This window comes from Streptomyces sp. NPDC030840 (assembly GCF_055572015.1).
The window spans coordinates 74,311-95,716 of the sequence record NZ_JBVIEE010000007.1 but is presented as its reverse complement, the minus strand read 5'-3'; the positions used below and the strand labels follow the sequence as shown (position 1 = coordinate 95,716).

Below are 21,406 nucleotides of genomic sequence, written 5' to 3'. Positions count from 1 at the left end.
CCGTGGGTGTCCCCGTCGACCGGAGGAAGGGCTCCGACAAGGTGACGTTCGGCAACGCGACCGCCTGGGCGCCGAACATCGACCGGATCGAACTGGGCCGGGTCGTCGGCCAGTAGGCCGCCCGGGCCCACGGAGGCCGGCCCCGCGTGTGCGGAGCCGGCCTCCGCCGACGGGACCCGTCGGGGCTCAGGGCCGGTCGACCTCGGCCCGCAAGGCGTTGTAGTCGGTGAAGGCCGACTCGACCTCCTCCCGGGTCAGTCCGTAGCGGGCCAGGTCGTAGCGGTGCGGGCGGCTGCCCTTCAGGCTGGTGGCGACCCCGGGCAGCCGGGCCGCGTCGGCGTCGGTCCAGCGGGCGCCGACGGCCTCGTAGAGCTTCGGGGCGCCCGTGGCCGGGTCGGAGCCGAGCCAGGAGTACGGAACGTCCACCAGCGCCTCGCGGGGCACGTCGGCCCGGGCCGCGAGCCCGCGCCGCACGGAACGGCTCAGCAGGTCGAGCCAGGTGGCGCCGAGGGCGGGCAGGTCGACCTCGCGCCGGGAGGCGGCCATACCGCACTCGACCAGACTGCAGAACGACGCGACGGCGGTGACCGGGTCGCGGTGCGTCCACACGAGCGTGGCGTCGGGGAACACGGTCAGCAGGGCGTCGAGGTTCCCCGTGTGCATGGGGGACTTCAGGATCCAGCGGCGGCGCGGGCGGCCGTACTGGAGCACCTGGAGGCACTGCTTGAGGTGGCGGTAGTCGGGCACGAAGTCCCGCTCGAACTGCCAGGCGTGGTACTGCGGCAGCTTGGCCTGCGACAGCGGCACCAGGGCGTGCGGCAGGAGGAAGGTGCACTCCTCGGGGCCCTCGGCGGTCATGGGGTGGATCTCGCGGAAGCGCGGGGTGAGCAGATACGTTCCGTCGAGCGTCCGGCGCGCGGACCTGATCGCCTTCTGCCGCTCCTGGGGCGAGGGGGCGAGACCGGGGGCGAGCAGCTCCCACAGCCGGGGGCAGCGGTGCTCGTCGGAGAGGGACAGCACGCTGTGGGTGAGCGTGGTGGCGGTGCGCGGCAGACCCACCACGAACACCGGCTTCTCGACGGGCTCCCGCTCGATGGCGGGGTGCTCGGCGATCAGCCGGCGGATCCGGGCCCAGTTGGTGAGATGCCGGCGCACGTGGGCCTGGGCGGACTGCCAGCCGACCGGCGACATGCCCTCGTCGGCCGCCCACTCGCGCAGCAGGAGCCGGAAGCCGTCGGTGAACCACTCGTCCCCCTCCGTCTGCCCGGCCTTCCCGGCGATCCGGTCGAAGACCCGGTCCGGGTCGCGCCGGGAACCGAGCGCCGGCCGCAGTAACAGGTTGGCCAGCGTCAGAGGGAGGGGAGTGGAGGACATGGGACGAGGATTCCTTTCGCGGGGGCGGACCAATCGCTCACCGAACAAGCTTCCCCGACAGCGGAGTTGCCGCGGTCACCGCCCCCGCGCGGGTGGGTTCCCGGCCGCCGCCGCTACTCGGCGACCGGGAGGCTCGCTCCGTCCCGCAGGAACAGCGGGATGCGGTCCAGCGGCGCGTCGACGGTCACCGCCGCACCGCCCTCGTACGTCCGGCCGGTCCACGCGTCGGTCCAGCGCGCCCCCGCAGGCAGGTATGCAGTACGGGTCGTCGCACCCGCCTCCAGCACCGGCGCGACCAGCAGGTCGGGGCCGAAGAGGTACGCGTCGGCGACCGACCACGTCTCCGGGTCCGCCGGGAACTCCAGGAACAGCGGGCGCATCACCGGCAGGCCCTCCTCGTGCGCCTCGCGCATGACCTTGAGGACGTACGGCTTCAGGCGCTCGCGCAGCCGCAGGTACTTCTCCAGGATCGCGCCGGCTTCCTCGCCGTACGACCAGACCTCGTTCGGGCCGCCGGTCATCTCGGGGCCGAGCGGCATGCCCGGGTCGCGGAAGCCGTGCAGGCGCATCAGCGGCGACAGCGCGCCGAACTGGAACCAGCGGACCATCACCTCGCGGTAGGCCTCGTCGTCCGGGTCGCCGCCGTGGAAGCCGCCGATGTCGGTGTTCCACCACGGGATGCCGGACAGTGCGGTGTTGAGCCCGGCCGCGATCTGGTCGCGCAGGGTCGCGAAGTCCGTGCCGATGTCGCCGGACCACAGGGCGGCGCCGTAGCGCTGACTGCCCGCCCACGCCGAGCGGTTGAGGGTGACGACCTCGCTCTCCCCGGTGGCGAGCACGCCCTCGTAGAAGGTGCGGGCGTTCTCCCGCGGGTACATGTTGCCCACCTCAAGGCCCGGACCCGCCCAGTAGCGCAGGTTCTCCTGGAAGCCCGGCTTGATCTCCGGCTCGCCCGCGTCCAGCCAGAAGGCGGTGATGCCGTACGGCTCCAGGTAGTTCTCCTTCACGCGCGACCACACGAACTCCCGGGCCTCGGGGTTCGTGGCGTCGTAGAAGGCGACCTGGACCGTGGAGGCGACCTCCTTGTCGGGCCAGTCGGCGTGGGCCATCGGGCCGTACTGGGTGCCGACGAAGTAGCCGCGCTGCTCCATGACCGGGTGGTTCTCGCTCAGCGGCGACACCGACGGCCACACCGACACGACCAGCTTGATGCCGAGCTCGTCCAGCTCGCGCACCATGGCCGCGGGGTCGGGCCACTCGGCGGGGTCGAACTTCCACTCGCCCAGGTGCGTCCAGTGGAAGAAGTCGCACACGATGGCGTCGACGGGGAGCCCCCGCCGCTTGTACTCCCGTGCCACGGCGAGGAGTTCGTCCTGGGTGCGGTAGCGCAGCTTGCACTGCCAGAAGCCCGCCGCCCACTCCGGCAGCATCGGCGTACGGCCCGTCACCGCGCTGTAGCGGCGCTGTGCGTCGGCCGGGTCGCCCGCCGTGATCCAGTAGTCGATCTGCCGGGCCGAGTCCGCCACCCAGCGGGTGCCGTTGCCCGCGAGTTCCACGCGGCCGATCGCGGGATTGTTCCACAGCAGGGTGTAGCCGCGGCTGGAGGTGAGCACGGGGATGCCGACCTCGGCGTTGCGCTGGACCAGGTCGATGACCAGGCCCTTCTGGTCGAGGCGCCCGTGCTGGTGCTGGCCGAGGCCGTACAGCCTCTCGTCGTCGTACGCGGCGAAGCGCTGCTCCAGGCGGTGGTGGCCGTTGCCGACCGCGGTGTAGAGGCGCGGGCCGGGCCACCAGAAGTGGGCGCGCTGTTCGGCGAGGAGCTCGGCGCCGTTGTCGGTGCGCACGAAGCGGAGCTGTCCCTCGGAGCTGACCTCGACGGTCAGCGCGCCGACGGTCAGCTGCCCGTGCCCGTCCTCGGTCTTGACCGTGCTCTCGGTGGCGGGCGGGTCGTCGAGCAGCGCGCCCGGCAGCCCGTCGAGGACCGGGCCGCCGAGCCGGGCCCGGACCCGGACCGCGTCGGGGCCCCAGGGTTCGACGAGGACGGTCTCCTGGCGCCCGCTCCACTCCAGGGCGCCGTCCCGCTCGCGGAACGTGCCGACGGTGGGGGAGGACTGCGCGAGGCTGACCTGGGGCTGGTTCTGGGCAGGCTGGTTCACGGCGGGTGCTCCTGGAGGACTGCAGACAGGGGGGTGCCGGGCGAGAGGCGCGGCAGGCGAACGGGAACACGCTGATCGGGCGGTACTGGTGGGACGGGAAGCGCTGATCGGACGGTACTGGTGGAACGGGAAGCGCTGATCGAGCGTTCTGGTCGAACAGGAATCGGTGCGGTCAGCCGGCCGACGGGACCGGGCCCGTGCTCGCCCGCACCGTCAACTCCGGTGCGAGCAGCACGACTTCGTCCGCCCCGCGCCCGTCCAGCTTGGCCACCAGGTGCTCCACCGCGCGCCGGCCCATCTCCTGCGCCGGGATGGCGACCGAGGTGAGCCGCACGGACGCCTGGGTGGCGACCTGGTCGGGGCAGACGGCGATCACGGACACGTCCTCCGGCACGGCGCGCCCCTGCTGGCGCAGCAGCGCGAGCAGAGGCGCGACCGCGGACTCGTTCTGCACGACGAAGCCCGTGGTGCTCGGGCGCTCGTCGAAGATCCGGGCGAGGGTCACGGCCATCACGTCGTAGCCGCCCTCGCACGGCCGGTGCAGCATGCGCAGCCCCAGCTCCTGCGAGCGGGTCCTGAGCCCGTCGAGTGTGCGCTCGGCGAAACCGGTGTGCCGCTCGTAGACGGCGGGCGCCTCGCCGATGACGGCGATGTCCCGGTGGCCGAGCATGGCCAGGTGCTCGACACACAGGGCGCCCGTCGCGGCGAAGTCGAGGTCGACGCAGGTCAGCCCGGTCGTGTCGGCGGGCAGCCCGATGAGCACCGACGGCTGGTCCGACTGCCGCAGCAACGGCAGCCGCTCGTCGTCGAGCTCCACGTCCATCAGGATCATCGCGTCGGCGAGGCCGCTGCCCGTGACGCGCCGGACCGCGTCGGGGCCCTCCTCGCCGGTGAGCAGCAGCACGTCGTATCCGTGGGTGCGGGCCGTGGTCGCCACCGCTATGGCGATCTCCATCATCACCGGCACGTACATGTCCGTACGGAGCGGGACCATCAGCGCGATGATGTTGGACCTGCTGCTCGCCAGGGCCCGGGCCCCCGCGTTCGGGTGGTAGCCGAGCTCCTGGATGCTCCGCTCGACCCGCTGCCGGGTGCCGGCGGAGATGGACCGCTTGCCGCTGAGGACATAGCTCACCGTGCTCGCCGAGACTCCGGCGTGCTGGGCGACCTCGGCGAGGGTGACCATCCAGCTCTCCAAGCGTTCTGTGAAGCGCTTCGACGGCGCGTTTCTGAGGACAAGGCTAGTGAGGGTGGCTCGACAGTAGCTCGCCGCTCGGTGGGTGTCCATAGGTTGTCGAAGCGCTTCGACTCCGTCGGGTGCGGGTGGGTGCCAAAGGGGGTGGGGGGCGGGGGATTTGGCGCGTGCGTGTTCGTTGTGGCTTGTCCGCCCGCGCGGCGGAGCCGCACATGTCACAGGCCCGCGCCCCTTCCGGGGCGCGCCCCCGCGGTCGGAAGGCGCCGGGACTTCAGCTTAGGGGCCGGGTGATGAGCGTTGGGCCGATCGCCGCGCGAGGACTGGTGAGGGTGCCCGGAATCGGGTATTACGGTCGAGTAGAACCGGTCAGTAACGAACCGGGCCCATGATCCCTATTCGCGGCGAGGTGAGCCTCATGACCGCAGCACCCGCACCCTCTTCCCGTCCCGCTGTGACCGAGCGCGAGGCCCGCCAAGTGGCGGAAGCCGCCCGTGAGCAGGACTGGCGCAAGCCCAGCTTCGCCAAGGAACTCTTCCTCGGCCGCTTCCGCCTCGACCTGATCCACCCGCACCCGATGCCACCCGACGAGGACGCGCAGCGCGGCGAGGAGTTCCTGGCCAAGCTGCGCGACTTCTGCGAGACGAAGATCGACGGGTCCGTCATCGAGCGCGACGCCCGGATCCCCGACGCGGTGATCGACGGGCTCAAGGAGCTCGGCGCCCTCGGCATGAAGATCGACACCAAGTACGGCGGCCTCGGCCTCACCCAGGTGTACTACAACAAGGCCCTCGCCCTCGTCGGGTCCGCCAGCCCCGCGGTCGGCGCCCTGCTCTCCGCGCACCAGTCGATCGGTGTACCGCAGCCGCTGAAACTGTTCGGTACCCAGGAGCAGAAGGACACCTTCCTGCCGCGCTGCGCCCGCACCGACATCTCCGCCTTCCTGCTGACCGAGCCGGACGTGGGCTCGGACCCGGCCCGCCTCGCCACGACCGCCGTACCGGACGGGGACGACTACGTCCTCGACGGGGTGAAGCTGTGGACCACCAACGGCGTGGTCGCCGACCTCCTCGTCGTCATGGCCCGCGTACCGAAGTCCGACGGCCACAAGGGCGGCATCACCGCCTTCGTCGTCGAGGCCGCGTCCGAGGGCATCACCGTCGAGAACCGCAACGCCTTCATGGGCCTGCGCGGCCTCGAGAACGGCGTGACACGCTTCCACCAGGTCCGCGTACCCGCCGCGAACCGCATCGGACCCGAGGGCGCCGGCCTCAAGATCGCCCTCACCACCCTGAACACCGGCCGGCTCTCCCTGCCCGCGATGTGCGTCGGCGCCGGCAAGTGGTGCCTGAAGATCGCCCGCGAGTGGTCAGCGGCGCGCGAGCAGTGGGGCAAGCCCGTCGCACTGCACGAGGCGGTCGGCTCGAAGATCGCCTTCATCGCCGCCACCACCTTCGCGCTGGAGGCCGTGGTCGACCTGTCCTCGCAGATGGCCGACGAGGACCGCAACGACATCCGCATCGAGGCCGCCCTCGCCAAGCTGTACGGCTCCGAGATGAGCTGGCTGATGGCCGACGAACTGGTACAGATCCGCGGCGGCCGCGGCTTCGAGACCGCCGAGTCGCTGACGGCCCGCGGCGAACGCGGCGTCCCCGCCGAGCAGATGCTGCGCGACCTGCGCATCAACCGCATCTTCGAGGGTTCCACCGAGATCATGCACCTGCTGATCGCACGCGAGGCCGTCGACGCCCACCTGTCCGTGGCCGGCGACCTCATCGACCCGGAGAAGTCCCTCTCCGACAAGGCGAGGGCGGGCGCGAACGCCGGCGTGTTCTACGCCAAGTGGCTGCCCAAGCTGGTCGCGGGCGCCGGGCAGCTCCCCCGCTCGTACGGGGACTTCCACCCCGAGGGCCACCTCGACCTCTCCGGCCACCTCCGCTACGTCGAGCGCAACGCCCGCAAGCTGGCCCGCTCCACCTTCTACGCCATGTCCCGCTGGCAGGGCCGGATGGAGACCAAGCAGGGCTTCCTCGGGCGGATCGTCGACATCGGCGCCGAACTGTTCGCGATGAGCGCGGCCTGCGTACGCGCCGAGCACCTGCGCACCACCGGCGACCACGGCCGCGAGGCCTACCAGCTCGCCGACGCCTTCTGCCGCCAGGCCCGCATCCGCGTCGACGAACTCTTCACCCGTCTGTGGACCAACACCGACGACGTCGACCGCAAGGTCGTCAAGGGCGTCATGTCGGGCACGTACGAGTGGCTGGAGCAGGGCGTGATCGACCCGTCCGGCGAGGGCCCGTGGATCGCCGACGCGACACCCGGCCCGAGCCGGAAGGAGAACGTCCACCGCCCCATCCGCTGAGGACCGGCTGTTTCGACCGTTGACATTCTTCACGGAAAGGCACTGTCGTCCCCGCCGCCCTTCTGCTGCTTGCCGCTCGAAAATTCCGCGTCAACAATGGGCAGAAGGGCGAACGGGGACGACAGATGCGCCATGGAATCGGGGACAGCCACGGAATATCGGTCCAGCTGGTGTACGCACGGCATGAGGTCTGGCGTCACCTCCTGGAGGCGGACCGTGTGCGGGCACTGCGGGCGGTGCGCGACGAAGTGCTCCCGCTCGCCGAGAAGCTGCGCCTGGCGGATCCCGGCGCCTTCGAGACACACCGGGACGCCCTCGCCGTCCTGCTCAACGAGTGCGCGCTGGCCGTCGTCGACGCCGAGCCGAGGCCACCCGTGACCGGCTTCGACGCCGTGCGCGTACGCAGGCTCGACCCCCGCGACGTGGACGCCCTGCTGGACGCCGGGCGCCCCGGCGAGCGGCCGGTGGTCCCCCAGCTCTTCCGCAGCGCCCTCGACATGGTCAAGGACCCCGTGCTGCGCGAGGTGATCACCGCCAACCAGCAGGGCGTCGACATCCTCCGGCGGGCGAACCGCTGGATCCGGATGCTTCTGGACGTCATGGACACCGAAGAAGACGTCATGGACACCGAAGAAATGGAGACCGGTATTTCGCCTGCCCGGAAAGTGTGAACCGGGCCGGAACCCGTAATGCGCGACTCGTGGTACTTGGGGGTTCGGACAATGCCCGCTCTCGGACTGGAAACCGTCACCGGCAAAATCATGCGGGCCGGCGAGGGCAGGATTCTGCGCCGCCTGCACCGCGTCGCCGAACAGGTCGCCTCCATCGAGGAGGACTTCACCGGCCTGACCGACGCCGAACTCCGCGCCCTCACCGACGAGTACAAACAGCGGTACGCGGACGGGGAGACCCTCGACGACCTGCTGCCCGAGGCCTTCGCGACCATGCGCGAGGCCGCGAAGCGCACCCTCGGCATGCGCCACTTCGACGTCCAGGTCATGGGCGGCGCCGCCCTCCACCTCGGCAACATCGCCGAGATGCAGACCGGCGAGGGCAAGACCCTGGTCGCCACCCTGCCCGTCTACCTCAACGCCCTCACCGGCAAGGGCGTCCACCTCGTCACCGTCAACGACTACCTCGCCCAGCGCGACGCCGAGTGGATGGGCCGGGCGTACACGTTCCTCGGCATGTCGGTCGGCGTCATCCGCACGGGATCGACCCCCGCCGAGCGCCGCGCCGCCTACGCCCGCGACATCACCTACGGCACCAACACCGAGTTCGGCTTCGACTACCTGCGCGACAACATGGCCTGGTCGAAGGACGAGCTCGTGCAGCGCGGCCACCACTTCGCGATCGTCGACGAGGCCGACTCCATCCTCATCGACGAGGCCCGCACGCCGCTGATCATCTCCGGCCCCGCCGACCAGGCCCCCCACTGGTACGAGGCCTTCGCCACGCTCGTCCGCCCGATGAACGGCGTGGAGATCCAGGAGGAGCGCTTCGTCAAGCCGCTGGACAAGGAGCGGCTGCGGGAACTGCGCGACCAGTACCACTACGAGTACGACCCCAGGAAGCGCACCGTGGCCGTGCTGGACCGCGGCGTGGAGTACATCCAGGACCAGCTCGGCATCGACAGCCTCTACGAGTCCGACCACACCCCGCTGATCGGTCACCTCAACAACGCCCTGAAGGCCAAGGAACTCTTCCGCAAGGACCAGGAGTACGTCGTCACCGACGGCGAGGTCCTCATCGTCGACGAGCACACCGGCCGCATCCTCGCCGGCCGCCGCTACAACGAGGGGCTGCACCAGGCCATCGAGGCCAAGGAGGGCGTCCGGGTCAAGGACGAGAACCAGACCCTCGCGACGATCACCCTGCAGAACTTCTTCCGCCTCTACGACAAGCTCTCCGGCATGACCGGCACGGCGATGACCGAGGCCGCCGAGTTCCACCAGATCTACGAGCTCGGCGTCGTCCCCATCCCGACCAACCGGCCGATGGTCCGCAGGGACCAGCCCGACCTGATCTACCGCACCGAGGACGCCAAGTTCGCGGCGGTGGTCGACGACATCGAGGAGCGGCACGCCAAGGGCCAGCCGGTCCTCGTGGGCACCACCACCGTGGAGGTCTCCGAGGTGCTCTCCGCGCTGCTGCGCAAGCGCGGCATACGGCACGAGGTACTCAACGCCAAGAACCACCTGCGAGAGGCCCTGATCGTCGCCCAGGCGGGCCGCAGGGGAGCGGTCACGGTGGCCACCAACATGGCGGGCCGTGGCACCGACATCATGCTCGGCGGAAACCCCGAGGCCCTCGCCCTGGCGGCACTGCCGGAGGAGGCGGACGAGGAGGAGCGCCAGGCCGCCGCCGACCGTGTGGCCTCGCAGGTCGCCGCCGAGCGCGGCGAGGTCACCGAACTCGGCGGCCTCTACGTCCTCGGCACCGAGCGGCACGACGCCCGCCGCATCGACAACCAGCTCCGCGGCCGCTCCGGCCGCCAGGGCGACCCCGGCGAGTCCCGCTTCTACCTCTCGCTCCAGGACAACCTCATGCGGCTCTTCCAGGCCCAGATGGTGGACCGGGTGATGGCCGCGGCCAACCTCCCCGACGACGTCCCCATCGAGAACAAGGTCGTCACCCGCGCCGTCGCCTCCGCCCAGGCCCAGCTGGAGCGGCAGCACTTCGAGTCCCGCAAGGACGTCCTGAAGTTCGACGAGGTCCTCAACCGGCAGCGCCGGCTCATCTACGCCGAGCGCCGCCGCGTCCTCGAAGGCGAGGACCTGCGCGAACAGCTCACGCACTTCATGAACGACACCATCCGGGCCTACGTCGAAGCGGAGGCCTCCGAGGGTTTCGCCGAGGAGTGGGACCTGGACCGGCTGTGGTCCGCGGTCGAACAGCTCTACCCCGTCGGGATCACCCTGGAAGACCTGGACGAGGAGTTCGGCGGCCGCGCGAACCTCACCGCCGAGGCCATCGTGGACGCGCTCACCGAGGACATCCACGCCCGCTACGAGGCGCGCGAGGAGGAACTCGGCGAGGACGTGATGCGCGTGCTGGAGCGCCGGGTGATGCTCTCCGTCCTGGACCGCAAGTGGCGCGAGCACCTGTACGAGATGGACTACCTCCGCGACGGCATCGGCCTGCGCTGGACCCTCGGCCGCGAACCGATCATCGAGTACGAACGCGAGGGCTTCGACATGTTCGTCGCCATGACCGACGCCATCAAGGAGGAGTCCGTCGGCTACGTCTTCAACCTCGACCCCACCTCCGAGGGCCTCGCCCCCGGCCCCCAGGACTCCCTCCACTACACCGCGCCGACCATGGACACGGCGGAGGGAGTCGTCGAGGGCGACTTCACCCCGGCGGACGCGACGCCCGACGGCTCCCCGGACGGCGGCCGCACCGCCGGCCCCTCACAGCCCACCGCCCGCCCGGCGAAGGCCAGGACCCGGCAGTCCAGGGCGAAGCGCCGCCGGAAGAAGTAGAGGAGGAGGTGCGGGCAGGTCAGCAGTACTTGTAACCGCTGCCGCGCGAGGACCAGGAGCAGTCGTCGGCCTTGGTCCCGCTCGCCCTGTAGAGCGTGGCCGTGTCCCCGGTGTTGTTCCACACGTACCACTCGCGACCCCAGTACTTGTGGTACGCGTCGTTGGTGCCCTGGCCGGTGTGCACCTTCTTGCTGTTGCCCGCGCCGACCTTCACGTCACCGAAGGTGTACGTGTAGCCGGTCCTGTCCTTGATCTTCCAGCCCTTCAGGGAGACCGTCGCCGACGTGGTGTTCTTGATCCGGATCCACTCGGCGTTGAGGCTGGAGTTCGAGCCCATGTCCGAGCCCGGGCTGTCGTAGTACACGTGGTAGATGTACACCCGCCCGGCCGCCTCGGCCGGCGAGCTGAGCAGCGTACCTGTCAGAGCCACCGCTCCGGCGAGTGCGGGCAGGGCGGCGCGTATCCCTCTGCGCATGGCGAATCCCCCCAGGATGTCGTCCCAGTGACCGGTCGTCCCCCGATCAGGGGAGAAGTAATATCACCTTCACCTTCACGTGTGCTTCACAACCGGAGATATGACCCCGTCGTGTGACACATGGCCGTAAGGCGGTCCGCACCCCGACGCGCCGTCCTGCCCGTCACCACGGGCGGCCACAATGGAGGGATGACCGACAGTCCTGCCCCTCTCGCCGATCCGCATCTCGTCTTCGACCCCGTCACCGGGGTCCGGGATGTCGTCATCCTCGGATCGACCGGTTCGATCGGCACCCAGGCCATAGACCTCGTCCTGCGCAACCCGGACAGGTTCCGCGTCACCGGGCTCTCCGCCGCCGGAGGGAGGGTGGGACTGCTCGCCGAGCAGGCGTACCGGCTACGGGTACGGACGGTCGCCGTCGCCCGCGAGGACGCCGTCCCCGCGCTGAGGGAGGCCCTCAGCGGCCAGTACGGCACCGAGCCGCTCCCCGAGATCCTCGCGGGCCCGGACGCCGCCACCCAGCTGGCCGCCACCGCGTGCCACACCGTGCTCAACGGCATCACCGGCTCCATCGGCCTCGCGCCCACCCTCGCCGCCCTGGAGGCGGGCCGCACCCTCGCGCTCGCCAACAAGGAGTCGCTCATCGTCGGCGGCCCGCTGGTCAAGGCGCTGGCCAAGCCGGGCCAGATCATCCCCGTCGACTCCGAGCACGCCGCCCTCTTCCAGGCCCTCGCCTCCGGCACCCGCGCCGACGTGCGCAAGCTGGTCGTCACCGCCTCCGGCGGCCCGTTCCGGGGCCGTACGAAGGCCGAGCTGGCGAACGTCACCCCCGAGGACGCCCTCGCGCACCCCACCTGGGCCATGGGACCGGTCATCACCGTCAACTCCGCGACCCTCGTCAACAAGGGCCTGGAAGTCATCGAGGCACACCTCCTCTACGACATTCCCTTCGAGAACATTGAGGTGGTCGTGCACCCGCAGTCGTATGTCCACTCGATGGTTGAGTTCACGGACGGATCGACACTGGCCCAGGCGACGCCCCCCGACATGCGCGGGCCGATCGCCATCGGCCTCGGCTGGCCGGAGCGCGTCCCCGACGCCGCCCCCGCCTTCGACTGGAGCAAGGCCTCCACCTGGGAGTTCTTCCCACTGGACAACGAGGCGTTCCCCTCAGTCGGACTCGCCCGGCACGTCGGGCAACTCGCGGGGACCGCCCCCGCGGTGTTCAATGCCGCCAACGAGGAGTGCGTCGACGCGTTCCTGAAGGGCGCCCTGCCCTTCGACGCGATCATGGAGACGGTCACCCGGGTCGTCGAGGAGCACGGCACACCCGGAACGGGAACTTCCCTTACCGTGGCGGACGTCCTGGAAGCCGAGACCTGGGCGCGCGCCCGGGCCCGTGAACTGACCAAGGCCACCTCGACCGAGCGGACCACCGCGGAGGCGCGTGCATGACCACCCTGATGACGATCCTCGGCATAGTCGTCTTCGTGATCGGCCTGGGGATCTCGATCGCGTGGCACGAGCTGGGCCACCTGTCGTTCGCCAAGCTCTTCAACATCCGCGTCCCCCAGTACATGGTGGGCTTCGGCCCCACCCTCTGGTCGCGCCGCAGGGGTGAGACGGAGTACGGCATCAAGGCGATCCCGCTCGGCGGCTACATCCGGATGATCGGCATGTTCCCGCCCGGCAAGGACGGCCGTATAGAGGCCCGCTCGACATCGCCGTTCCGCGGGATGATCGAGGACGCCCGCGCGGCCGCCTTCGAGGAGCTCAAGCCGGGCGACGAGCACCGTCTCTTCTACACGCGCAAGCCCTGGAAGCGCGTCATCGTGATGTTCGCGGGCCCGTTCGCGAACCTGGTCCTCGCCGTCGTGATCTTCGTCGGCGTGATGATGACGTTCGGCACCAACATGCAGACCACCACGGTCAGCAAGGTCTCGGACTGCGTCATCCAGGCCAGCGCCAACCGCTCGACCTGCGAGAAGGGCGACCAGGCCGCCCCCGCCAAGGCGGCCGGCCTCAAGCCCAAGGACGAGATCGTCGCCTTCGACGGCGTCCCCGTGAAGGACTGGTCCACCCTCCAGGAGGACATCCGCGCCAACCCCGGCAAGACGGTCACCCTCACCGTCGAGCGCGACGGCAAGCAGCTCGACCTCACCGCCACCCTCATAAAGAACCAGGTCAGCAAGACCGACGGCGACGGCGGCTACGTCGAGGGCCAGTACGTGTACGCCGGCTTCCTCGGCTTCACCCCCGCCACCGGCATCGTCCCGCAGACCTTCGGGCAGTCCGTTGACCGCATGGGCGACATGATGGAGAACGGCGTGGAATCGCTGATCTCCCTGCCCGCCAAGGTCCCCGCCCTGTGGGACGCGGCCTTCGGCGACGGCCCGCGCGAGGCGGACTCACCCATGGGCGTGGTCGGCGCGGCCCGCGTCGGCGGCGAGATCGCCACGCTGGACATCCCGGCCACCCAGCGCCTGGCCACGTTCCTCATGCTGGTGGCCGGCTTCAACCTCTCCCTGTTCCTCTTCAACATGCTCCCGCTGCTCCCGCTCGACGGCGGGCACATCGCGGGTGCGCTGTGGGAGTCGCTGCGCCGGAACGTGGCGAAGGTGCTGCGGCGGCCGGATCCGGGGCCGTTCGATGTGGCGAAGCTGATGCCGGTGGCTTATGTGGTGGCCGGCGTGTTCATCTGCTTCACGATCCTGGTCCTGATTGCGGATGTCGTTAACCCGGTCAAGATCAGCTAACAACCGGTCGCTTTCTGTCTCGACGGCAATGGATCGCGCCCTTCCCTCGCGTAGCTCACACGAGTGAAGGGCGCGACTCTTCCGTACGACGCGGACGCGGACTTCGTACGTTCTTGCTGTTCATGGGTGACTCCAGAGGCGCGCGAAGCTCGTGATCGAGGGTGGGCGCACGCTCACGGAGCGGAGCGCGGCATTCTTCGGGGAAGCGGTCACGCTGGAACGACTCGTTGCACAGTGCGCGGAGGAACTCGCCGCATTGCGATGCCAGGCGCAGCCCGACCGTGTCACCGCTGCTGCAATGCGGCAACACGGCGTCTGGCCCGACATCGTGAAGCTCCTCGACGATGAGGGGCCGGGCACACCTGTCGCCGGCTACGACGCCACCCCGCAGCTGATGATTCATACGAGCCTCGACGGTACGGCTGTCGGCTGAGTGTTCCTCCGCACGGCGACCCGGTATGGCGCCCTTCCTCGGACTCCTGTCCCCCTGAGGACGGGCGCCCCGTTGGGCGTGCTCCCACTGGACGCCATCGGGACGCCCCAGGAGACGCCGTGTGCTTCCGTTCAGGTCCGTGCCGTAATCTCGGACCCTGGAGCCCGCTGCTGACGGGACCGGATCCTGATCCACAACTTGGGGTTGCACAGCAGATGACTGCGATTTCTCTCGGCATGCCGTCCGTTCCGACCAGGCTCGCCGAGCGCCGGAAGAGCCGGCAGATCATGGTCGGGTCCGTGGCGGTCGGCGGGGACGCGCCGGTGTCGGTCCAGTCGATGACCACGACGCGCACGTCGGACGTCGGCGCCACCCTGCAGCAGATCGCGGAACTGACGGCGTCCGGCTGCCAGATCGTGCGCGTGGCGTGCCCCACGCAGGACGACGCGGACGCGCTCGCCACCATCGCCCGCAAGTCGCAGATCCCGGTCATCGCGGACATCCACTTCCAGCCGAAGTACGTCTTCGCGGCGATCGAGGCGGGCTGCGCGGCGGTGCGCGTGAACCCGGGCAACATCAAGCAGTTCGACGACAAGGTCAAGGAGATCGCGCGGGCGGCCAAGGACCACGGCACCCCGATCCGCATCGGCGTCAACGCCGGCTCGCTCGACCGGCGCCTGCTCCAGAAGTACGGCAAGGCGACCCCCGAGGCCCTGGTCGAGTCGGCCCTCTGGGAGGCGTCACTCTTCGAGGAGCACGACTTCCGGGACATCAAGATCTCGGTCAAGCACAACGACCCGGTGGTCATGGTCAACGCCTACCGGCAGCTCGCCGCCCAGTGCGACTACCCGCTCCACCTCGGCGTGACGGAGGCCGGCCCGGCCTTCCAGGGCACGATCAAGTCGGCGGTCGCCTTCGGCGCGCTGCTGAGTGAGGGCATCGGCGACACGATCCGCGTCTCCCTCTCGGCCCCTCCCGTGGAGGAGGTCAAGGTGGGCAACCAGATCCTCGAATCCCTGAACCTCAAGCAGCGCGGCCTGGAGATCGTCTCCTGCCCGTCCTGCGGTCGCGCCCAGGTCGACGTCTACAAGCTGGCCGAGGAGGTCACCGCCGGGCTGACCGGCATGGAGGTCCCTCTGCGGGTCGCCGTCATGGGCTGCGTCGTCAACGGCCCCGGCGAGGCTCGCGAGGCCGACCTCGGCGTCGCCTCCGGCAACGGCAAGGGCCAGATCTTCGTCAAGGGCGAGGTCATCAAGACGGTTCCCGAGTCGAAGATCGTCGAGACCCTCATCGAGGAGGCGATGAAGATCGCCGAGCAGATGGAGGCGGACGGCGTGATGTCGGGCGAGCCGTCGGTGGCGGTGGCGGGCTGAGCCGGGAACCGTGCCCCGCAAGGGGCGCGGGGAACTGCGCGACCGGCCACATCCAACCCGTACCGACCCACCCCCCCCCACGGGGGGCATGGGGGCGCAGCCCCCGGGGATGGGACGGGTAGGGGCGGCGGGGGCGAGGAAATCCAGCCGGGCCCCGACCCCCATCAGCAACCCGCACCCCACCTACCCCATCCCGCCCGCAGGGCAGGCACATCGGGGCGGCGCGCCACAAATTCGCCAGGTACAGTGCGGAGATCAGCAGCTCCCAGGGTGAGGCCCCCGCACGTGTTGACCCAGACGACCACCAGGGTCCTCGAACCGAGTGACCTGGACGCCGCACTGGCCGTCCTCGACCGCGAACCCGTCGCGAACGCCTTCGTGACCTCGCGGGTACAGGTCGCCGGCCTGGACCCCTGGCGCCTCGGCGGCGAGATGTGGGGCTGGTACGAGGGCGGCATGCTCACCAGCCTCTGCTACGCGGGCGCCAACCTCGTCCCCATCTGCGCCACCCCCCGCGCCGTACGCGCCTTCGCCGACCGCGCCCGCCGCGCCGGCCGCCGCTGCTCCTCCATCGTCGGACCCGCCGAACCCACCGCCCAGCTCTGGCGCCTCCTCGAACCCAGCTGGGGCCCCGCCCGCGAGGTCCGCGCCCACCAGCCCCTGATGGTCGCCGACCGGCTCCCCACCACCGACGTCGTCACCCCGGACCCGTACGTCCGCCGCATCCGCAAGGACGAGATGGAGACGATCATGCCGGCGTGCGTGGCGATGTTCACCGAGGAGGTCGGAGTCTCGCCCCTGGCCGGCGACGGCGGACTCCTCTACCAGGCCCGGGTCGCCGAACTCGTAGGCTCCGGACGCTCGTTCGCCCGCCTCGACTCGAACGGCAAGGTCGTCTTCAAGGCGGAGATCGGCGCGGCCACCGCCCAGGCCTGCCAGATCCAGGGTGTCTGGGTCGCCCCCGAGTACCGCGGCCAGGGCCTCGCCGCCCCCGCCATGGCAGCCGTGCTCCGCTACGCCCTCGCCGACGTGGCCCCTGTGGCGAGCCTCTACGTCAACGACTTCAACACCGCGGCCAGGCGCACGTACCACCGGGTGGGCTTCCAGGAGATCGGCGCCTTCATGAGCGTGCTGTTCTGATCGCCTGCGGCGGCGCGAGCAACCATGACCGACCCGTGGGTGACCGAGAACCCCCAGCACCCACGCTCCCTCGGCTGAACCCGGCGGAGCGCCCAGGTAGTCTCCCCGGCATGCTGCGCTTCCCCGGACAGGGCCCCCGCAACCCCGACGACGTGGTCATCGGCCCGCTGGATCTCGCCGCGCGCGTCGACGAGGCGCTCGCCGTGCAGGCCCTGGCCTTCGGGCTCGGCGCCGACGAGGTCGCCGTCCGCCGGCAGATCGTCCTGAGGCACGTGACCTACCCGGGAGCCCGCGCGCTCGGCGCCACCACTCCCCAGGGCAGGCTCGTCGGCTTCGTCTACGGCATGCCCAACGACCGCGCGCACTGGTGGTCCACCGTCGTCGAACCGTATCTGCGCGCCCGCGGCAACGAGGACTGGCTCGACGACTCCTTCGTGATCACCGAACTGCACGTCCACCCGCACTACCAGAACCACGGCATCGGCCGCGCCCTGATCACCACCATCACGGACGGCGCCGCCGAACCCCGCTCGATCCTCTCCGCGATCGACACCGACAGTCCGGCCCGCGGCCTCTACCGTTCCCTCGGCTACGAGGACCTGGCCCGCCAGGTGTTGTTCCCGAGCGCACCGAAGCCGTACGCCGTGATGGGCGCTCCTCTCCCGCTGCGCCGCCGCTAGAGGAGCCCGGCCGCGGGTACCCGGCCAATTTCCACCGGGAAGCACGCCCCGGCTAACCTCCTTGGCATCATCCTTACGCAGCAGGAGTACGAGAATCATGGCGAACGCACCGGTCCAGCGCATGTCCCAGTTGATGGCGAAGACGCTGCGCGACGACCCGGCCGACGCCGAGGTCCTCAGCCACAAACTGCTGGTCCGGGCGGGCTACGTACGCCGCACCGCCGCGGGCATCTGGTCCTGGCTGCCGCTCGGCAAGAAGGTCCTCGCCAACGTCGAGCGGATCGTCCGCGAGGAGATGGACGCGATCGGCGCCCAGGAAGTGATGCTGCCCGCGCTCCTGCCGAGGGAGCCGTACGAGGCGACCGGCCGCTGGAGCGAGTACGGCCAGGAACTCTTCCGCCTCCAGGACCGCAGGGGCGGTGACTACCTCCTCGGCCCCACCCACGAGGAGATCTTCACGCTGATCGTGAAGGACCAGGCGTCCTCCTACAAGGACCTGCCGGTGATCCTCTACCAGATCCAGACGAAGTTCCGGGACGAGGCCCGCCCGCGCGCCGGCATCCTGCGCGGCCGCGAGTTCCTGATGAAGGACTCGTACTCCTTCGACGTCGCCGACGAGGGCCTCGCCCAGTCCTACGACCTCCACCGCCAGGCCTACCAGAGGGTCTTCGAGCGCCTCGGCCTCGACTACCGCATCTGCGCGGCCACCGCCGGCGCCATGGGCGGCTCCAAGTCGGAGGAGTTCCTCGCCCCGGCCGCCGCCGGCGAGGACACCTTCGCGGACTGCCCCGCCTGCGACTTCGCGGCCAACACCGAGGCGATCACGTACGAGTTGAAGCCGGTGGACGCGGCGGAGGTGCCCGCGGCCGAGGACATCCCGACCCCGGACACCCCGACCATCGAGACCCTCGCCGCCTCGCTCGGTGTCCCGGCCTCCGCCACCCTGAAGAACCTCCTCGTGAAGGTGGACGGCGAGATCGTCGCCGTCGGTGTTCCCGGTGACCGCGAGGTCGACATGGACAAGGTCGAGGCGCACTTCGCCCCGGCCGTCGTCGAGATGGTCACCGAGGCGGACTTCGCGGGCCGCCCCGACCTGGTGCGCGGCTACGTCGGTCCGCAGGGCCTGGGGGAGAAGGTCACGTACATCGCCGACCCGCGCGTGGCCCCCGGCACCGCGTGGATCACCGGTGCCAACAAGGCGCACACGCACGCCAAGAACGTCGTCGCGGGCCGTGACTTCGAGGTCGACGCCTACGTCGACGTCGTGGTCGTCCAGGAGGGCGACCCGTGCCCGAACTGCGGCACCGGCCTCAAGCTCGACCGCGCCATCGAGATCGGCCACATCTTCCAGCTCGGCCGCAAGTACGCCGACGCCCTCAAGCTCGACGTCCTCGGCCAGAACGGCAAGCCCGTCCGCGTCACCATGGGCTCGTACGGCATCGGCGTCTCGCGCGCCGTCGCGGCACTCGCCGAGCAGAGCGCCGACGAGCAGGGCCTGTGCTGGCCGAAGGAGGTCGCCCCCGCCGACGTCCACGTGGTCGCCGCGGGCAAGGCGCTCCAGACCGAACTGGCCCTCGACGTCTCCGAGAAGCTGCGTTCCGCCGGTCTGCGTGTCCTGGTGGACGACCGGGCCGGCGTCTCGCCCGGCGTGAAGTTCACCGACGCCGAACTCATCGGCGTCCCGCAGATCCTGGTGGCCGGCCGCCGCTCGGCCGAGGGCGTGCTGGAGCTCAAGGACCGGAAGACCGGTGAGCGCGAGGAACTGACGGTCGACGAGGCGATCGCGCGCCTGACGGCGTAACGGCGTCTGACCCGGACTCCCAGCCTGCTCCCCGACCGCGGGACGTGACGACACCACGTCGTCACCGGATTCACGGAGCGACGGAGGGGAGCAGCAGCGATGGCCGGCGGGGAACGGGAGCCCGCCGCGGCGGTGCGCAGAGGCGCCCTGCGTACGGCGGCAGCGGCGGCGAGTTCGTCGAGCAAGGGAACACATCGTCGTCCTCGACCTCGTCGGACTCGCCTGCGACCTGCTGCCGGCCGGGCACCTGGCCGAGGTGGACGCCACGTGCGGCCGTAGCCGGGGCGCGGTCGTCCGGGACCGCGTCCTGACGTTCAGCCGGAGTGCTGATCGCGCTCACGCACTCCGGTGACGAGCACTCCGACGGCGAAGACCAGGACGAGGACGAAGATGGCGATGCCGAGGACGTCCTGGAGCCCACTGGCCAGGCCGCTGTAGCCCACGTCGACTCCGAAGACCACCGAGCACACACCGGCAGCGAGAGCGGTCCAGCCCAGCCAGTTCGCGATCCGGCGACCGGTGAGAATCGCCGTCCCGAAGAGCGCGAGGGTCAGCCCGAGCAGCATGCGGAAGTAGCTCTGGAACCCCCATTCCAGCCAGCGCACCGTCTCGGCGTTGGCGAAGCGGATCTGCCTCTGCGCGCCCGAGGCGCTGACCCAGGAGTCGACGGCCTGCTTCAGCCCCACGCCGTCCAGCCCCTGCAGCACAGCCCAGACCGCGGCGGTCGCCACCGCCGCCGCGGCCGCGAGCCGAGCGACCAGAAGGGACTCGCCGTCAGATCGCAGGACGCGGTACAGCACCAGCAGGCCGCTCAGCGTCACCAGAACGCCGATGAACTGACCGAGATGAACGGCGACCCAGCTGCCGCTGTCCGCGTACTCGGTGAAGATCGCGGGGTGGTCGTCCTCGTCTCCGGACGGATGAAGGGCGGCGGTCAGGATGACATTGAGCAGGAAACCCCCGGTCATGAGCCCGCCGGCGATCGTCAGTGTCCGGCCTTGCCCGCCGGCTGTTTCCGGCCCTTCGCCGGCATGCGTGTCCGGACTCATGAGCAGGCCCCAGTCCTCTCCACCTCGGCGACCGACCTTCTGGAAGATCAACAGATGGAGCCCGCTCACTCAAGAAGCACAGCTTCCTCTCACCCGAACGAGGGCCGAGCGCAGCCGATTGCGCCGGATCACACGCGCCCGGGCCCAGAGCCGGCCGCGTCACCACCCTGTCCGAAGGACTCCTACAGCCACCCCGCGAACTCCAGCAACAACTCCGCGTCCCGCGCCCGCCCCACCCGGCGCGCCCGAACCCCCGACTCCACCGCCCGGAACAGCGTCCACCCGCGCAGCCGCTCCTGGTCCACCTCCAGGGACTCCGCCAGCCGCTTCACCCGGCGCCGGGTCGTCGCCGCCCCGGAGGGCGAGGCGATCACGTCCTCCACCCGGTCCCGTACCAGCCGGGCCAGGTCGAAGGCGCACTCGCCGACCACCGGATCGGGCCCGACGGCCAGCCACGGCATTCGCTCACCGGCGAGCACCTTGCTCTGCCGGAAGGTCCCGTGCAGCAGTCGCTCCTCGGGCGGTGAGGCGAGCAGCCCGTCACGTGTGGCGAGCGCGGCGTCGACCAGCGCCGCGACGTCCCTGTCGGCGGCGGCGCTCGCCCGCATCGCCTCGGCCTGCCGCCCGGTACGCTCGGCCACGGTCTCGAAGAGGTGCCCGTCACCGTCCGGCGGTTCGACCCACAGCCGCCGCAGCACCCCCGTCGCCTCCAGCAGCGCCTTCGCCTCGGGCAGGGACCGCACCGACAGGTCGGGGTGCAACCGCTCCAGCAGCAGCACGCCCGGTGTGTCCCCGGGATTGAGGAGCCGCACCGCACCGCGCCCGTCCCAGTGACCGAGGGCCGCCCGCTCGCTCTCCGGCCGCGCCCGGTCCGGCGCCAGCTTCAGCACGGCGGGCGTCCCGTCGAACTGCCGCACCAGCAGCACGAGGCTGCTGCGCCCGCCGGGTGCTTGGACGCGCTCGACGGTCAACTCGCGCTGGGCGACGGCCTCCCGGACCAGCTCGGGCAGCTCGTCCAGCCAGTCGCCGACCCCGTCGGCACCGCCCTGCCGCGCCTCGGAGAGTGCCCGCACGAGGCGCTGCGGCGGTTCGAAAGCCATGCGAGCCATGTGCGAGTCGTTCCCTTC

16 protein-coding genes are annotated in these 21,406 nt (G+C 70.5%); 10 read left to right on the top strand and 6 right to left on the bottom strand.

Annotated features, from left to right (window positions below; genetic code table 11):
• Positions 1 to 186: 186 nt before the first annotated feature.
• The 3 genes from ACZ49J_RS17525 to ACZ49J_RS17515 form a co-directional block, all read right to left on the bottom strand.
• Positions 187 to 1,374, bottom strand: a complete 1,188-nt coding sequence (locus ACZ49J_RS17525; RefSeq protein ID WP_467448972.1) for a sulfotransferase family protein — start codon at positions 1,372 to 1,374, stop codon at positions 187 to 189.
• A 113-nt stretch (positions 1,375 to 1,487) separates the two neighbouring features.
• Positions 1,488 to 3,530 carry a glycoside hydrolase family 31 protein gene (locus tag ACZ49J_RS17520; RefSeq protein ID WP_467448971.1) on the bottom strand — a complete coding sequence of 681 codons (2,043 nt, stop codon included), beginning with the start codon at positions 3,528 to 3,530 and terminating at the stop codon, positions 1,488 to 1,490.
• Between the two features lie 172 nt (positions 3,531 to 3,702).
• Positions 3,703 to 4,716, bottom strand: a complete 1,014-nt coding sequence (locus ACZ49J_RS17515) for a LacI family DNA-binding transcriptional regulator (RefSeq protein ID WP_467448970.1) — start codon at positions 4,714 to 4,716, stop codon at positions 3,703 to 3,705.
• A gap of 424 nt (positions 4,717 to 5,140) precedes the next feature.
• Between ACZ49J_RS17515 and ACZ49J_RS17510 the strand changes: the two genes are divergently transcribed.
• The 3 genes from ACZ49J_RS17510 (at position 5,141) to secA (ending at position 10,572) form a co-directional block, all read left to right on the top strand.
• Positions 5,141 to 7,087: an acyl-CoA dehydrogenase family protein gene (locus ACZ49J_RS17510; RefSeq protein WP_467448969.1), complete on the top strand. Its 1,947-nt coding sequence runs from the start codon at positions 5,141 to 5,143 to the stop codon at positions 7,085 to 7,087.
• 125 nt (positions 7,088 to 7,212) lie between these two features.
• Positions 7,213 to 7,758, top strand: a complete 546-nt coding sequence (locus ACZ49J_RS17505; RefSeq protein ID WP_467448968.1) for a hypothetical protein — start codon at positions 7,213 to 7,215, stop codon at positions 7,756 to 7,758.
• 51 nt (positions 7,759 to 7,809) lie between these two features.
• The gene (secA, locus tag ACZ49J_RS17500) at positions 7,810 to 10,572 is read left to right on the top strand and encodes a preprotein translocase subunit SecA (RefSeq protein ID WP_467448966.1); all 2,763 of its coding nucleotides are present in this window, start codon (positions 7,810 to 7,812) and stop codon (positions 10,570 to 10,572) included.
• Positions 10,573 to 10,591: 19 nt separating this feature from the next.
• On the opposite strand, the gene ACZ49J_RS17495 is transcribed toward secA, so the two are convergent.
• The gene (locus ACZ49J_RS17495; protein WP_467448964.1) at positions 10,592 to 11,047 is read right to left on the bottom strand and encodes a lamin tail domain-containing protein; all 456 of its coding nucleotides are present in this window, start codon (positions 11,045 to 11,047) and stop codon (positions 10,592 to 10,594) included.
• Between the two features lie 189 nt (positions 11,048 to 11,236).
• On the opposite strand from ACZ49J_RS17495, the gene dxr reads away from it, so the two are divergent.
• The 7 genes from dxr (at position 11,237) to ACZ49J_RS17460 (ending at position 19,230) form a co-directional block, all read left to right on the top strand.
• Positions 11,237 to 12,502: a 1-deoxy-D-xylulose-5-phosphate reductoisomerase gene (gene dxr, locus ACZ49J_RS17490; protein WP_467448962.1), complete on the top strand. Its 1,266-nt coding sequence runs from the start codon at positions 11,237 to 11,239 to the stop codon at positions 12,500 to 12,502.
• The gene (locus ACZ49J_RS17485; RefSeq protein WP_467448961.1) at positions 12,499 to 13,803 is read left to right on the top strand and encodes a M50 family metallopeptidase; all 1,305 of its coding nucleotides are present in this window, start codon (positions 12,499 to 12,501) and stop codon (positions 13,801 to 13,803) included. The genes dxr and ACZ49J_RS17485 overlap by 4 nt, the downstream gene beginning before the upstream one ends.
• Before the next feature lie 151 nt (positions 13,804 to 13,954).
• Positions 13,955 to 14,236, top strand: a complete 282-nt coding sequence (locus ACZ49J_RS17480) for a hypothetical protein (protein WP_467448959.1) — start codon at positions 13,955 to 13,957, stop codon at positions 14,234 to 14,236.
• A gap of 215 nt (positions 14,237 to 14,451) precedes the next feature.
• Positions 14,452 to 15,609, top strand: a complete 1,158-nt coding sequence (gene ispG, locus ACZ49J_RS17475) for a flavodoxin-dependent (E)-4-hydroxy-3-methylbut-2-enyl-diphosphate synthase (RefSeq protein WP_467448957.1) — start codon at positions 14,452 to 14,454, stop codon at positions 15,607 to 15,609.
• 285 nt (positions 15,610 to 15,894) lie between these two features.
• On the top strand, positions 15,895 to 16,749 hold the full coding sequence (locus ACZ49J_RS17470) for a GNAT family N-acetyltransferase (protein ID WP_467448956.1): 855 nt from the start codon (positions 15,895 to 15,897) through the stop codon (positions 16,747 to 16,749).
• Positions 16,750 to 16,859: 110 nt separating this feature from the next.
• Positions 16,860 to 17,429, top strand: a complete 570-nt coding sequence (locus tag ACZ49J_RS17465) for a GNAT family N-acetyltransferase (RefSeq protein WP_467448955.1) — start codon at positions 16,860 to 16,862, stop codon at positions 17,427 to 17,429.
• A gap of 97 nt (positions 17,430 to 17,526) precedes the next feature.
• The gene (locus ACZ49J_RS17460) at positions 17,527 to 19,230 is read left to right on the top strand and encodes a proline--tRNA ligase (protein ID WP_467448953.1); all 1,704 of its coding nucleotides are present in this window, start codon (positions 17,527 to 17,529) and stop codon (positions 19,228 to 19,230) included.
• Positions 19,231 to 19,544: 314 nt separating this feature from the next.
• Here ACZ49J_RS17460 and ACZ49J_RS17455 read toward each other — a convergent pair whose 3' ends face one another.
• Positions 19,545 to 20,198: a hypothetical protein gene (locus tag ACZ49J_RS17455; protein ID WP_467448952.1), complete on the bottom strand. Its 654-nt coding sequence runs from the start codon at positions 20,196 to 20,198 to the stop codon at positions 19,545 to 19,547.
• Between the two features lie 263 nt (positions 20,199 to 20,461).
• On the bottom strand, positions 20,462 to 21,379 hold the full coding sequence (locus ACZ49J_RS17450; RefSeq protein WP_467448951.1) for an aminoglycoside phosphotransferase family protein: 918 nt from the start codon (positions 21,377 to 21,379) through the stop codon (positions 20,462 to 20,464).
• Positions 21,380 to 21,406: the final 27 nt, after the last annotated feature.

What these genes read in the sequence shown, in the direction of transcription:
- ACZ49J_RS17525 (WP_467448972.1), bottom strand. Translation starts at nt 1,374, where the DNA reads ATGTCCTCCACTCCCCTCCCTCTGACGCTGGCCAACCTGTTACTGCGG.
- ACZ49J_RS17460 (WP_467448953.1), top strand. Translation starts at nt 17,527, where the DNA reads ATGGCGAACGCACCGGTCCAGCGCATGTCCCAGTTGATGGCGAAGACG.
- ACZ49J_RS17450 (WP_467448951.1), bottom strand. Translation starts at nt 21,379, where the DNA reads ATGGCTTTCGAACCGCCGCAGCGCCTCGTGCGGGCACTCTCCGAGGCG.
- secA (WP_467448966.1), top strand. Translation starts at nt 7,810, where the DNA reads ATGCCCGCTCTCGGACTGGAAACCGTCACCGGCAAAATCATGCGGGCC.
- ACZ49J_RS17495 (WP_467448964.1), bottom strand. Translation starts at nt 11,047, where the DNA reads ATGCGCAGAGGGATACGCGCCGCCCTGCCCGCACTCGCCGGAGCGGTG.
- ACZ49J_RS17485 (WP_467448961.1), top strand. Translation starts at nt 12,499, where the DNA reads ATGACCACCCTGATGACGATCCTCGGCATAGTCGTCTTCGTGATCGGC.
- ACZ49J_RS17515 (WP_467448970.1), bottom strand. Translation starts at nt 4,716, where the DNA reads ATGGTCACCCTCGCCGAGGTCGCCCAGCACGCCGGAGTCTCGGCGAGC.
- ACZ49J_RS17455 (WP_467448952.1), bottom strand. Translation starts at nt 20,198, where the DNA reads ATGACCGGGGGTTTCCTGCTCAATGTCATCCTGACCGCCGCCCTTCAT.
- ACZ49J_RS17510 (WP_467448969.1), top strand. Translation starts at nt 5,141, where the DNA reads ATGACCGCAGCACCCGCACCCTCTTCCCGTCCCGCTGTGACCGAGCGC.
- dxr (WP_467448962.1), top strand. Translation starts at nt 11,237, where the DNA reads ATGACCGACAGTCCTGCCCCTCTCGCCGATCCGCATCTCGTCTTCGAC.
- ACZ49J_RS17505 (WP_467448968.1), top strand. Translation starts at nt 7,213, where the DNA reads ATGCGCCATGGAATCGGGGACAGCCACGGAATATCGGTCCAGCTGGTG.
- ispG (WP_467448957.1), top strand. Translation starts at nt 14,452, where the DNA reads ATGACTGCGATTTCTCTCGGCATGCCGTCCGTTCCGACCAGGCTCGCC.
- ACZ49J_RS17465 (WP_467448955.1), top strand. Translation starts at nt 16,860, where the DNA reads ATGCTGCGCTTCCCCGGACAGGGCCCCCGCAACCCCGACGACGTGGTC.